The organism is Gordonia sp. 'Campus' (assembly GCF_022206305.1).
In the GTDB taxonomy this organism is placed as follows: domain Bacteria; phylum Actinomycetota; class Actinomycetes; order Mycobacteriales; family Mycobacteriaceae; genus Gordonia.
Window position 1 is genome coordinate 1 of sequence record NZ_JAKOIW010000039.1, and the last position, 13,454, is coordinate 13,454.

Annotated in this window: 11 protein-coding genes and 1 pseudogene; 3 read left to right on the forward strand and 9 right to left on the reverse strand. The window is 69.5% G+C overall.

Going from position 1 to position 13,454, the window contains the following annotated elements; all coding sequences use genetic code 11:
- The 3 genes from MAY35_RS22915 to lspA all read right to left on the reverse strand — a co-directional run.
- The coding region (locus MAY35_RS22915) for a serine/threonine-protein kinase (RefSeq protein ID WP_238423603.1) at positions 1-1,109 on the reverse strand (1,109 nt) is incomplete at its 3' end.
- Positions 1,110-1,189: 80 nt separating this feature from the next.
- Positions 1,190-2,116 carry an RluA family pseudouridine synthase gene (locus MAY35_RS22920; RefSeq protein WP_238423604.1) on the reverse strand — a complete coding sequence of 309 codons (927 nt, stop codon included), beginning with the start codon at positions 2,114-2,116 and terminating at the stop codon, positions 1,190-1,192.
- Positions 2,109-2,831, reverse strand: coding sequence for a signal peptidase II (gene lspA / locus MAY35_RS22925; protein ID WP_374238007.1), 723 nt, complete (start codon positions 2,829-2,831; stop codon positions 2,109-2,111). Before lspA ends, MAY35_RS22920 begins: the two co-directional genes overlap by 8 nt.
- A gap of 40 nt (positions 2,832-2,871) precedes the next feature.
- On the opposite strand from lspA, the gene MAY35_RS22930 reads away from it, so the two are divergent.
- Positions 2,872-3,816, forward strand: a complete 945-nt coding sequence (locus MAY35_RS22930) for a hypothetical protein (RefSeq protein ID WP_238423605.1) — start codon at positions 2,872-2,874, stop codon at positions 3,814-3,816.
- 22 nt (positions 3,817-3,838) lie between these two features.
- On the opposite strand, the gene MAY35_RS22935 is transcribed toward MAY35_RS22930, so the two are convergent.
- Positions 3,839-4,318 (reverse strand): hypothetical protein, encoded by a 480-nt coding sequence (locus MAY35_RS22935; protein ID WP_238423621.1) that lies wholly within the window; start codon positions 4,316-4,318, stop codon positions 3,839-3,841.
- A gap of 269 nt (positions 4,319-4,587) precedes the next feature.
- On the opposite strand from MAY35_RS22935, the gene MAY35_RS22940 reads away from it, so the two are divergent.
- Complete coding sequence (locus MAY35_RS22940) at positions 4,588-5,571, forward strand: asparaginase (protein WP_238423607.1); 984 nt, start codon at positions 4,588-4,590, stop codon at positions 5,569-5,571.
- A 14-nt stretch (positions 5,572-5,585) separates the two neighbouring features.
- Here the strand turns inward: MAY35_RS22940 and MAY35_RS22945 are convergent, their stop codons facing one another.
- Entirely contained in the window at positions 5,586-7,025 is a 1,440-nt protein-coding gene (locus MAY35_RS22945; RefSeq protein WP_238423624.1) for a DNA polymerase IV, read from the reverse strand.
- A 109-nt stretch (positions 7,026-7,134) separates the two neighbouring features.
- Positions 7,135-7,623 (reverse strand): nitroreductase family deazaflavin-dependent oxidoreductase, encoded by a 489-nt coding sequence (locus MAY35_RS22950; protein WP_238423611.1) that lies wholly within the window; start codon positions 7,621-7,623, stop codon positions 7,135-7,137.
- A 112-nt stretch (positions 7,624-7,735) separates the two neighbouring features.
- On the opposite strand from MAY35_RS22950, the gene MAY35_RS22955 reads away from it, so the two are divergent.
- Complete coding sequence (locus tag MAY35_RS22955; RefSeq protein WP_238423612.1) at positions 7,736-8,428, forward strand: TetR/AcrR family transcriptional regulator; 693 nt, start codon at positions 7,736-7,738, stop codon at positions 8,426-8,428.
- Between the two features lie 55 nt (positions 8,429-8,483).
- Here the strand turns inward: MAY35_RS22955 and MAY35_RS22960 are convergent, their stop codons facing one another.
- The 3 genes and pseudogenes from MAY35_RS22960 to MAY35_RS22970 form a co-directional block, all read right to left on the reverse strand.
- On the reverse strand, positions 8,484-9,368 hold the full coding sequence (locus tag MAY35_RS22960; RefSeq protein WP_238423613.1) for an RNA polymerase subunit sigma-24: 885 nt from the start codon (positions 9,366-9,368) through the stop codon (positions 8,484-8,486).
- Positions 9,369-9,636: 268 nt separating this feature from the next.
- Positions 9,637-12,795 (reverse strand): isoleucine--tRNA ligase, encoded by a 3,159-nt coding sequence (ileS, locus tag MAY35_RS22965; RefSeq protein ID WP_245404441.1) that lies wholly within the window; start codon positions 12,793-12,795, stop codon positions 9,637-9,639.
- A 341-nt stretch (positions 12,796-13,136) separates the two neighbouring features.
- Positions 13,137-13,454: pseudogene (locus tag MAY35_RS22970) on the reverse strand (hypothetical protein); the annotation flags it as partial.

The following is a 13,454-nucleotide window of genomic DNA, read 5'->3' on the forward strand; positions in this document are numbered from 1 at the left end:
CGTCCGGCCGGGGGACGCGGTCCCGGACGGCCCGGCGTCGCGCGCAGCGTGACGTCGTCCGCCGAGGATGCGGCGGCCGGGTCCCGCGGCCCGCGGTCGGGTTCGCCTCGTGCAGCAGGCCGCGGCGGCACCGTTGCGCCCGGGGCGGTCATGCGTCGTGGCGTCCCCGGGACCGTCTCGGCGTCGAGGTCGGCGACGGAGCGCGGCCGGACGCTGCGCAGACTCGTCGCCAGCGCGTCCGCGAACTCCCGACAGCTGGCGAAACGGTCGTCGGGACGCTTGGCCATCGCCTTCGCGATCACCGCGTCGGCCGCAGGCGGCACGGCCGGCACGAGATCCGAGATGCGGGGAACCGGCTCCTTCAGATGAGCGCCGATGACGGCGCCGTTGTCGCGGTCGTCGAAGGGTACCCGGCCGGCGAGCAGGTGAAAGGTGGTGGCGGCAAGCGAGTACTGGTCGGTCCGGCCGTCGAGACCTCGACCCGTCAGCTGTTCGGGCGAGGCATAGGACAGGGTCGCGAGGACCGTGCCGACCGACGTCAGCGCCTCGGTCTCGTCGGAGAGTTTCGCGACACCGAAGTCCGTCAGCAGAACCCGCTGCTCGTCGAACGAGGAGTCCTCGTCGACCTCGGCGAGGAGGATGTTGGCCGGCTTCACGTCGCGGTGGAACAGGCCGCGGCGATTCGCATGGTCGATGCCACGGGCCACCTCGGACACGATGTGGACGACCCGACGCGGTGCGATCGGACCCCGCCCCGCGAGCTCGCGCGCGCAGTCGGTCCCCGGCACGTACTGCATCGCGATCCACAACAGGTCCGACTCCCCCGACGTCGATGCCGCACCCGACCTCGCGGTCGTCGGCACACTCGCGCGACCGCGGTTGAAGACGGTGACGATGTTGGGGTGATCAAGGGTTGCCGCCACCTCGGCCTCGCGCAGGAAGCGCCGGCGGAAGTTGCTGTCGGTGAGTCCCGCCGAGGCCTTCAAGACCTTCAGCGCGTCGTACCGCGGGAGTTCGGGATGGCGAGCGAGGAAGACCGCGCCCATGCCTCCGCTACCCAGTACCCGTTCGACGCGGTACCCGGCAACGAGGGTTCCCGGCTCGAGCACCCCCTCAATCTAGGCGAGTTCGGCCGGTCTGTCGCCCAGTCGCCGGCGATCCGAAGCCGCTGGTCGAGCGGCCCCGGGGATCACGTCTCGCGCAGGACGTCGAGCGCGTGCTGCAGGTCGTCGGGATACGACGACGTGAACTCCACCTGGCGACCGTCGGCCGGGTGCGCGAACCCCAGGGACCTCGCGTGCAGCCACTGTCGTTCGAGTCCGAGCCTCTTCGCCAGAACCGGGTCGGCACCATAGGTCGGATCGCCGCAGCACGGGTGGTGCAGCGCCGAGAAGTGCACCCGGATCTGGTGTGTCCGACCGGTTTCGAGATGGACGTCGAGCAGTGACGCCGCGGCGAACATCTCCAGGGTGTCGTAGTGGGTGATGCTCGGCTTGCCGTTGGCGGTGACCGCGAACTTCCAGTCGTTGCCGCGATGGCGCCCGATGGGCGCGTCGATCGTGCCCGACGGCGGATCGAGGTGCCCCTGGACGAGCGCGTGGTACCCCTTGTCGACGGTCCGTTGCTTGAACGCCCGTTTGAGCAGGGTGTACGCGCGCTCGGACACCGCCACCACCATGACACCGGAGGTGCCCACGTCGAGCCGGTGCACGATGCCCTGGCGCTCGTGCGCACCCGAGGTCGAGATGCGGAAGCCCGCGGCGGCCAGCGCCCCGATGACGGTCGGGCCGCTCCAGCCCACCGACGGATGCGCCGCGACACCCACCGGCTTGTCGACGACGACGATGTCGGAGTCGTGGTAGATCACCTCGAGATCCTCGACCGGGGTCGGCTCGACGCGCAGGGGTTCGTCCGGTTCGGGCAGGGTCACATGCAGCATCGACCCGGCGGCGAGCTTGTGCGACTTCCCCACCACCGCACCGTCGACGATCACGTCCCCGTCCTCGGCGAGCGTCGCCACGACGGTGCGCGACAGGCCGAGCATCCGGGACACGCCGGCATCCACGCGCATCCCGTCCAAGCCGTCCGGCACCGGGAGGAATCGGGATTCACGCATGCGCGCCACCCTTGGTGCGCGCAGCGTCGTGCCGGTCACGGCGCGCGGCCCACCCGGTGCGGGTGCCGTCGTAGTCGAACCCGAGGGCCGACAACACGACGAGGAGGACGGCCCCGCAGACGACAGCCGAGTCGGCGACGTTGAACACCGGCCACCAGCCCACCGACACGAAGTCGACGACGTGACCCTGCAAGACCTGCGGCGAGCGGAAGATGCGGTCGATCAGGTTGCCGATGGCCCCACCCAGCACGAGCGCCAGGCCGAGGGCCCACCACCGGGAGCGCAGCCGGCTGCTGTACCGGATGATGACCACGACGACGACGAGCGCGATGATCGAGAGCACCCAGGTGTAGCCGGTGGCGAGCGAGAATGCCGCCCCACTGTTGCGGACCAGGCGCAGGGTGACGACGTCGCCGATGATCTCGACGGGATCGCGGGGATCGAGTGTGGCGACCGCGATGGATTTGGTCAGCTGGTCGAGCCCGAGGATCACCACCGCGATACCGAGCACCGCGACGGTCACGCGGGAGAACCGCCGACCCCGCGCGCCGTCCGCGGAATCCTGTTCGACGTCGGGTCCGGGCTCCTCGGGGCCGGGGGCACCGGGCTGTGCGGTCTCGGCTGTCGGCGATCCGGCGTCGCGCGGGTCCGTCTGGTCCGGATCCGTCAGCTCTCGATCCGTCTGCTCCGGATCCTTCCGGGGTTGGTCATCCACAGCATCATTGTCCACGACTCGTCGAATACGCTGGCTACCCGTGTCCCCGCGTCCTCGTGTGAACCGGTCCGTAGTCTCGTCGCTCGCCGCGGCCACCGCGCTGTCTGTCCTGGTCGCGGGATGCTCGTCGGGATCGGACGAGGCGTCGCCATCCACCTCGGCGACCGCCGCGGCGTGTGCCACGGAGTCTGCGTCGCGTGCGGCGGGGGCGGCGCCCGTGCCCATCGCGCCCGCGACGGTGACCGTCCTGGACGCCGGCGCCGGAGACCGCCGGGCGCCGGCGGCGGCTCCGGACGTGGCGACGCCCCAGATGGTCACGCTCGTGACGACCTCGGAGGTGGCCTCGCCGGGAAGCGCGGACGCGCAGACCGTCGACATGCCGCTGACGGCCCGCTTCGGCTGCGCCGACCCGACGAATCTGGAGATGGACCTCGGCACCGTCACCTCACCGGACACGACTCTCGACGATCAGCTCTCGGCGATGTCCGGGAGCAAGGCCGGGCTCACCCTGGCACCCGGGCTGGCGCCGGTGTCCCTGCGCATCGCGCCGGCCGCCGATGCCGGCGGTGAGGCGCGGCTGGCGGTCGAGCAGGCGCTGGTGTCGGCGATGAACACGGCCGTCGCGGTGCCGACCGAGCCGATCGCGGTCGGGGCGTCGTGGCGGAGCGAGCGGGTGATCGCGTCGGCGGCGACCGTGACCCAGACGATCGAGGCGCGACTCACCGCGTGGGAGGGCAGCCGGCTGACGATCGAGTTCACCTCGGACGAGTCGCCGGTGAACTCCGTCTTCGCGATCCCCGGTGGCGGTGACAGCCTCACCATCAGCCGCTACACCTATTCGGGCCGGGGCACGATGACGGTCGATCTGACACGCGGGCTCCCCGTGGCCGGCGAGGCGACCTATCGGGGAGCCCGTGAGCTCGTCGGTGCGGACCCGGCCCGCCCGCTGATTCAGCAGACCGGGTTGTCCGTCACCTGGCGTTAGTTGTTCGGTTGTGCGCGCGCACTCAGCTCGCGGGCGAGCACATGGCGCTCTGGACCTGGTACAGGCCCAGCAGGTTGCACACCGTCTCGTTCGAGAGCTTCCAGCGTCCGTCGTCGAACACGATGGTCGACTCGGCATTGGTCGGCGGGTTGCCCGCGGTCTCGATCCGCACCTTGACGCGAGCCTTGTTGGGGCCTGCGCTGATCACGGGGTTGACCAGGACCCAGTCGACATCGGAGTTCTCCGCACGCGCCTTCACCAACTGGTCGAAGATCGCCGGGTCCTTCTCCGAACCCTCGACGAACTGGATCTTCTCGGCCCGCGGGACGTCGGGGTCGACGGCCTGGCTCACCATCTCGTTCAAAGCGGCGATCGACGGCGGCTTGCTGCCGTTGGTGAGCTCGGACCCGTCTCCGCCGGCCGAGGCCGTGTCGGAGCTGGTCAGAGTCGGTGCGGGTGGCGCATCGGCGTCATCGCCCCCACAGGCTGCGACGGTGGTCATCAATGCTGCCGCGATCATGGTCGCGCCCAGAAATTTCCGATACTTCAAGGATCTCCCTCACTGTGTTCTCGGCATGGGGTGCGCTCACGAGCACTCTCCCACCTCGATGGCGAACGTGTCTGCCGGGGACGACCCGGCGACAGCCCACACCACTATGCCAAACGTCGCGGTCTCCGGGTCTGCGGTACCGGACGACCCGCCGGGTACCCGGCACCGACGACCCGGCAACGCTTGACGCACCTCGACGGTTCCGGTGACCCTTGGACACCATGACACCCACCTCCGGTTCGGGACCCTCGACCATCGTGCTGATCAGCACCGGAGGCACCATCTCCGCACAGACGACCGCCGACGGGGCGGTACCGGCCCTGGGCGCCGCCGAGCTCGTGTCGAGCGTGTCGGCGTCGCCTGCCGGGTCGACGACGGGGAGTGCCGGGGCAGACGTCCGCAGCATCGACCTGATGCGAGTGGACAGCTCCGCGATGTCGGTGGCCGACCAGTTCACGGTTGTTCGCGCGATCGGCGACGCACTCACCGACGAGAGGGTGCTGGGCGTCGTCGTCACCCACGGGACCGACACGATGGAAGAAACCGCGTTCCTCGCCGACCTCTACCTCGCCGACGACCGCCCGGTCGTCTTCACCGGCGCACAGTTGCCCGCCGACTCCCCCGGCGCGGATGGTCCCGCGAACGTCGCCGCGGCCCTCGCGACGGTCGCCGATCCGGCATCTCGCGGCCTCGGCGTGGTGGTGGCCCTGGGCGGTCGGGTGTTGCCGGCGCGCGGCGTCTTCAAGACCTCGACCACCGATCCCGCGGCATTCGACACCGTGCACCCCGGTCTGCCCCGGCAGGTGCTGCCCGGGCCGATCCCACTGGGCCGGACCGCGCGTGTCGACTCGTTCACCCTCTATCCGGGCGTCTCGCCCGGACTGATCGCCGCCGCTGTCGCGCAGAATGCGGCGGGCCTCGTGCTCGCCGCGACGGGTTCGGGCAACACACACCCGGATGTCACCGCCGAGGTCGCGCTGGCCGTCCAGCACGGACTGACCGTTGTCGTGACGAGCCGTGTCCCCCATGGCGAGGTCACGGCCACCTATGGCGGTGGGGGTGGCGCGGTCGATCTGCGGCGCGCCGGCACCATCATGTCACCGTGGTTGCGAGCCCCTCAGGCCCGGATGGCCCTCATCGCACTTCTCACGGGCGGGCACGATCGCGGCGAGATCGCCGACTTCTTTCTCTGCCAGGGCTTCTGAGTCCTGTCCGGTGGTCACTCCGCGCCGGATGCGTCCCAGTCGAGACTCTCGAGCGGATCGGCCGGCCGAAGTGCCTGGTCGTCGACGGCGAACGTGCGAGTGCGTCCGGGCCCGGTCGTCCGGGTCTCGAAGCGCACGGTGACGACGCCATGGCCGCTCCCCTGCACCCAGCCGTGTCCGTGGTCGGGATGCGACACATCGGCGCCGGGGCCGAACCGGCCACTCGGCAGGGCGCTGCCACCGGGGGCGAAACGGGGCGGCTCCTCCGCGATCGCCGACGAGGCGTCCGCGTCGCCGGGGCCGCCGTCCACCGTCTCGTCGACCTCGACCACGACACCGCCGGCGGTGTCGCCCGCCTCGGCACTGTCGTGATGAGTCATCTCGACACCGTCGTCCGGCCCGGCTCCGACCTCATCGAACAAGGCGTACTGCTGGACGGCGGTCAGGCCCGAGAAGCCAACGCCCACAAGGCGGATCGCACCGACCGACTGCGGATCGAGCGCCAGCCGCTGAGCCGTGCGCTCGAGGTCGTCGAACTCGGTCGTCGCGGCCGCGGTGGTCGCCGAACGTGTCAGGATCGACATGTCGGATCGTTTCAGTTTCAGTACGACGGTTCGGGCACCCCGGCCGTCGGCCAGCAGGCGACGGTGGGCATCGGTGGCCGCCTTGCGAATGGCACGGCGCAACGAGTCGAGTTCGACGATGTCCTCGGCGAACGTCGACTCGGCGCTGATCTGTTTGGCCGAGGCGCGTTCGGCGACCGGACGGTCGTCGATGCCGTGCGCCAGCCGGTGCAGGGCGGGTCCGACGGTGGCACCGAGCACCGAGGCCACCTCGACCGACGACATGGCGGCGAGGTCTCCGATGGTCGTGATCCCCAAGCGCGCCAGTCGATCTCCCGACACCGGGCCGATACCCCACAACTTGCGGACCGGCAGCGCATGCAGGAACTCGCGCTCCCCGGACGGCGGGATGACCATCACGCCATCGGGTTTGGCCATCCCCGACGCGATCTTCGCGAGCTGCTTGCCACTGCCCAGCCCGACCGACGCGGCCAGGCCTACCTCGGACCGAATCCGGCTCCGAAGACGTTCGGCGAACTCCCGTGCGTCGGCGACGGTGGCGCCTGCCAGTTCCGCCGGCTCGGCGAAGGCCTCATCGAAGGACAGCGTCTCGATGACCGGAACCGCCTCGCGCACCAGAGCGAACACACGCTTGCTGACCACGCTGTACACCGCTCCGCGTGGCGGGATCACCACACCGGTGGGCCCGATCAGGCGGCGTGCCTGATGCATCGGCATGGCCGAACCCGCACCGAACACCCGTGCCTCGTAGCTCGCTCCGGCCACCACGCCGCGACCGCCGGAGCCGCCGACGAGGACCGGTCGCCCGCGAAGCGTCGGCCGGGTGAGTTGCTCCACGGAGGCGAAGAACGCATCCATGTCGAGGTGCATCACCCAGCGCGGACTCCGCTCGTCGGGCTCGCGGCGCGGCGATCCCGACCCCGGCGTCGGGTCGGCCCCGGCGGTCGGAACGGATTCGGGACGCGGCACCCGTCCGAGTCTAGTGAGCCGGAGTCCGCCGACCCGGCGTCCGGTGAGCGGGGGTGACCGCGAAGACGGGGATCAATCCGGCGCGAGCCGCGAGTTCGGCGTCCGAGGACTTCGGATCCAGACCTTCGGGCAGGAAACGTCCCACCTCCCACCCCCAGCGCCGCAGGTACTCACGGATGATCGGTGTGCGTCGAGCGGGGTCCACCTCGGTCAGGGCGACGTCGACGCGGCGACGGCCACGACGCAATTCGACCGTGCCGGCGGCGCGTGCGTTGCGCACCCAGTGGGTCTCGCCGCGCACGGCGACCAGGTACTCCCCGCCGTCGAAGCGCAGCACGTTGACCGGTACGCGCTGCGGGTTCCCCGAGCGGCGGCCCACCACCGTGAGCGTCTGCGCGCCGGCGAGATTGACGCCGCGATCGGCGAGCCACCGGATCATGCGGTTGACGACGGCATCGGCGCCGTGCGGGGCTTTGTAGTGACCGGCTGTGGTGGTCATCGGAGGCCTTTCGACTGGGTTTTGATTTCGAGAGCGCCGCTCTCGGTTTGAGTGTGCACCCACTGAAGCAAGAAATCAAGAGCACCGCTCTCGTTTATGGCAGGATGACGCCATGGCCACCGGACGCAACCGCGCGGAGAACCGGGCGATGATGACCGACGAGATCCGTCGCCTCGGACGCGAGCACCTCACCACCTACGGCGCGGCGGGGCTCTCCCTGCGCGCCATCGCCCGCGACATGGGCGTCGTCTCCTCGGCGGTGTACCGATACGTCCCGAGCCGTGACGAACTCCTGACGATGCTGGTGGTGGAGGCCTACACCGACATCGCGGACGCGATCGACGCGGCCGTCGGCTCGATCGAGCCGTCCCGACGGCGGGATCGGCTGCGGGTCGCCGCGGCGACCGCCCGGGCCTGGGCTCTCGACGACCCCGCGCGGTGGGCTCTCCTCTTCGGCAGCCCGGTGCCCGGGTACTCCGCGCCGGGCGACCGGACCATCGGCCCCGGGACGCGGATCCCGGCGTTGCTCCTCCGCGAATGCGCCGCAGCGCACCACGAGGGACAGCTACGTGGCGATCTGGCTCCTCCGACAGCGGAGGTGACCGCGGACATGGACGCGATCCGCGACGAGTTCGACCTCGACACACCGGCGGAGGTCCTGGCCGCGGCCACCACGTTGTGGGCCGTGCTGATCGGCGCGATCAGCCTGGAGACATTCGGTCAGTACGGCGCCGACACCTTCACCCACCCGGACGAACTCTTCCGACACCAGGTCGACGTCGTCCTCGCGACACTGTTCGCCTGACGGCCCGCGACGGGGCGGTGAAGCTCGACCCGCGTGCAGCAATACGAACTCGACGTCATCTGGCGACCGCGTGCGGCCGATCTGCAACCGTGAGTTTCTCGGGATTACGCATGGCATAGACATGGTCGATCAGGCCGCCGTCGAGGCGCAGGGTCAGAGCCGACTGCAGGCGCCCCTCGTAATGGACCGTGATCCCCGGCTGGCTGTTGAACATCGACGCGTCGGCCCGATAGTCGTCGACCACGGCACCGATCCGGGCGAACCCCGACAGCACGCGCGCGACCTCGAGTGCGCCGTGGACGGGTCGACGTACGGCAATCGCCTTTCCGTCACTGTCGGCGGTGAGCACGGCGTCCGGCGTCAGCAGGGCCATGAGGTCGTCGACGTTCCCCGACTCGGCGACGGAGAGGAACTCGTCGACGAAGGCCTCGGCGCGGGCGCTGTCGACGGGCTCGAAACACGGCCTGCACGCCGCGACATGCGCCCGGACACGGCGAGCGGTCTCCCGCACCTCGGCTTCCGCCGAACAGACGATGGTCGCGATTTCGGCGTCGGCGACACCGAACACGTCAGCGAGGACGTATACCGCCCGGTCCACCGGCTCGAGGGACTCCAGCACGAGCAGCATCGCCGTCGAGATCGATTCCGCCAGAATCGGATCGCGCGCTGGGTCGGGATCGTCGAGCAGAAGCGGCTCGGGCAGCCACGGACCGGTGTAGTCCTCGCAGGCGCACAGTCTCGACCGCAAGGAGTCGAGCGCCGCCCGGGCGACCAGCGTGGTGAGGGCGAGCCGGTCGCCATCCACCAGGCCGTCACCGGCACCGGTGACGATCGCATCCGCCGCGGCCGTGGAGCCCAAGATCTCGTAGGCGAGAGTGAAGAGCTGTGGCCGTGGATCGGCGGACCGATCCATACGCCGTTCCACGTGGGTGCCGGTCATGGGTGGTGTCGGGCCTCTCGTGGTGCGCGGGTCGGCGTCGGCCGATCGCGCCCCACCGCCGACGAACTCGGACGGTGCCCCGCGCGCGTGACCGGGCCGCCGCGAGTCCACACCAGGGGCTGCGGTGTCGACTCGTGACAATGGTCCACACGCTACCGCGAGATCCCCATGGTCCAGGGCGAGTCCGTCATCCGGTCCCGACTTTGAGCCGCGCGTTCCGGGAAACCGGGTCGCCGGTCGCTCCCGGAGGTCCGGGAGCGACCGACGGTCAGCCCGCCTTGGTGATGTCGGCCGTGACGCCGTCCCCGAGTTCGACGGCTGCGGCCTGCGCATCCGCCGTGACGTCGAAACGCACCGCGAGGACTTCCCCCGCGATCAGGTCGGCGTGCGTCTGCGCCCACTCCAGGCGCTCCGCGGGCACGACGAGACGTACCTCGATCCGGTCGGACACGTCCAGACCCAGGTTGCGGCGCGCGTCCTGCAGCTCACGGACCCGGTCCTTCGCCCAACCCTCGGCTTCGAGTTCAGGGGTGACCGCGGTGTCGAGGACAACCAGCCCCGCGCCGCCGGGCAGTTCGGCGGTCGAATCGGGTTCGACGGCGACCAGACGACGCGTGAACTCACCCTCGTGGAGCTCGATCCCGTCCGCGTCGACGATCTCGGACCCGTCCGCCGCAGTACGCACCGACCAGTTTCCCGACTTGACGGCCTTGATCGCGCGCTGGACGTCCTTGCCCAGACGCGGACCCGCAGCACGGGCGTTCACCGCGATCTCATACCGGCCGTACGCACTGGCGTCGGTGGCGAGCGAGACCGTCTTGACGTTCATCTCGTCTTTGATCAGGTCGACGAACGGTTCGAGTGCTTCCGCGGTGGACGAGGCCACCGTCAGTCCCGACAGCGGCAGGCGGACGCGCAGCTTGTTGGCCTTGCGCACACTCGACGCCGTAGAACACACGGCCTGGACCTGATCCATGGCGCTCACCAGGTCAGCATCGCCCGGCAGCTCATCGGCGGTGGGCCAGTCGGTCAGATGCACCGACCGCTCTCCGGTCAGCCCCCGCCAGATCGCCTCGGTGGCCAGCGGGAGCAGCGGCGAGGCGAGCCGGCACGCGACTTCGAGCACCGTGTACAGCGTGTCGAAGGCGTCGGAGTCCTCCTCCTGTCCCGCCCAGAACCGCGCGCGCGAACGACGCACGTACCAGTTGGTCAGGGACTCGACGAACTCACGGAACGCATCGCATGCACCGGCGATGTCGTAGATGTCGAGCGCCTCGGTCATCGCGTCGCGCGTCGTCGCCAGCTTCGCGAGGATGTAACGGTCGAGGACATGCTGTGAATCCGTGCGCCACACCGCAGGTCGCTCGGCGTAGAGCTGCAGGAAGCTGTAGGCATTCCACAGCGGCAGCAAGGCCTGCCGCACACCTTCGCGGATGCCGCGTTCGGTGACGACGAGGTTGCCGCCGCGCAGGATCGGCGACGCCATGAGGAACCATCGCATGGCGTCGGAACCGTCGCGATCGAAGACCTCGTTGACATCGGGGTAGTTGCGCTTCGACTTCGACATCTTCTGGCCGTCGTCGCCGAGCACGATGCCGTGCGCGGCAACCGTCTTGAACGCCGGGCGATCGAACAGCGCGGTGGCCAGCACGTGCAGCGTGTAGAACCAGCCGCGTGTCTGCCCGTTGTACTCGACGATGAAGTCGCCCGGGTTGTGTGCCGGCGCATTCGCGGAGTCGCCCCCCTCCCCGTCACCACCGTCGAACCAGTCCCGGTTCTCGAACGGGTAGTGCACCTGCGCGAACGGCATCGAGCCCGACTCGAACCAGCAGTCGAGGACCTCGGGCACCCGCCGCATCGTCGACTTTCCGCTCGGGTCATCGGGATTCGGGCGGGTGAGGTCGTCGATGAACGGGCGGTGCAGATTGTCCGGGCGCACCCCGAAGTCGCGTTCGAGGTCGTCGAGCGAGCCGTAGACGTCGATGCGCGGGAACTCCGGATCGTCGGAGATCCACACGGGCAGCGGCGCACCCCAGTACCGGTTGCGGCTGATGTTCCAGTCGCGAGCGCCTTCCAGCCACTTGCCGAACTGGCCGTCCCGGATGTGCTCGGGCACCCAGGTGATCTGTTTGTTCAGCTCCACCATGCGGTCACGGAACTGGGTCACCGCGACGAACCACGACGGCACCGCCATGTAGATGAGCGGCTGGCCCGATCGCCACGAATGCGGGTACGAGTGTTCGATGGTCTCGTGCCGCAGGATCCGCCCGGTTGCCTTCAGGTCCTTGATGATCACCGGGTTGGCGTCGAACACCATGAGGCCCTCGTACGGCGGGACCTGCGAGGTGAAGCGTCCGCCCGGGTCGAGCGGCTGCACCACCTCGATGCCGTTGGCGGTCGCGAGATCCATGTCCTCCTCACCGAAAGCCGGTGCGAGGTGGACGATCCCGGTACCGCTGTCGGTGGTCACATAATCGCCCAGCAGTACCCGGTGCGAGTTCGGATGGCCGGCGAAGAACTCGAAGGGCGGCGTGTACGGGAGATCCTTGAGATCCTCGCCGCGGTGCGTACCGACCACCTCGGGGTCGACGATCTCCTTTCCGTATGCCCCGAGGAGCGCCTCCGCGAGGAGATACTCCTGACCGTCGCTCGCCCTGACGTGCACGTACGTGACATCGGGATTGACGGCGATCGCGAGGTTGGACGGCAGCGTCCACGGCGTGGTGGTCCAGATCAGGGCATTCACGCCGTCGAGTGAGGTGAGCGGCCCGTCGGTCACCGAGAGCGGCATCGTCACAGTCACCGCCGGATCCTGACGCATGCGGTAGGCGTCGTCGAGCTTGGACTCCTGGTTCGACAGCGGCGTCTGCTCGTACCAGCTGTACGGCAGCACGCGGTAGCCCTGGTAGATCAGGCCCTTGTCGTAGAGCGCCTTGAACGCCCACATCACCGACTCCATGAAGTCGAGATCGAGTGTCTTGTAGTCGTTGTCGAAGTCGACCCAACGCGCCTGCCGGGTCACGTAGTCACGCCACTCCCCGGTGTACCGCAGCACCGAGTCGCGGCAGTACTCGTTGAACTTGGCCATGCCCATCTTCTCGATCTCCGACTTGTCGGTGATCCCGAGCTGGCGTTCGGCCTCGAGTTCGGCGGGGAGACCGTGTGTGTCCCAACCAAATCGACGGTCGACCTTCTTACCGAGCATCGTCTGGTACCGCGGTACCACATCTTTGACGTAACCCGTCAGCAGGTGGCCGTAGTGGGGCAACCCGTTGGCGAAAGGCGGGCCGTCGTAGAAAACGAACTCCTCGGCGTCGGCACGGTTCTCGATCGACGCGGCGAAGGTGGAGTCGGCGTCCCAGTACTGCAGGACCCGCTGTTCCACCGAGGGGAAGTCGGGCGCACTCCGGCCGGTGCCCCCGGTCATGTCGACCTTCGGGTACACCCGTCCGGTCTGGGTCGGGTCGGTCGCGTCGGTCACGGCTCGTCTCCTCGTGCCTGGTGATGTCTCATCGGCACGGGGACGCACACCATCGGTCTGCGCGGTACCACCCCGCTTGCGCCGAAGCCGGCGCCACTCGTCGAACCGCGACGGCCGAGGCCGTTCGATTCTGCGGCTGTCACGGGCCACACCCGCCCGGTTCTACTGAGGCCCCGAGGGTCCTGTTCTTCCGGGTGCTCCCCGGTGATGGCCGGATCGACGCGATCACCAGTGTAGCGACGTGCCCCCGAGACCGGCCAACGGGTTGTCCGCGGCCGCTATCGCCGTCACTCCGGCGGTGGGTGCCAGTTCGGATCGAGCGGGTCGAACCCCGCGTCACGGGGTCGGCGCGACGGAGCATCTCCCCGCGTCTCCGGGGCAGAACGGTCAACGGGCCCGGCGGGGTCGTCGTTGCGCTGCTCCCCCGACGCCCAACGCGGAGCACCGGATTCGAACGGGCGCGACTCGTGCGGACGATCGCCGAAGTGCGGCGGCTGCCCCTGCTCCGGCCGGACCGGACCGGGTCGGCCCAGATCCGACCGACCTCCCTCCGACGCCCACTGCTGCCGAGGCGGCGGGGTGGGCCGCCCTGGTTGCGGCGGGGC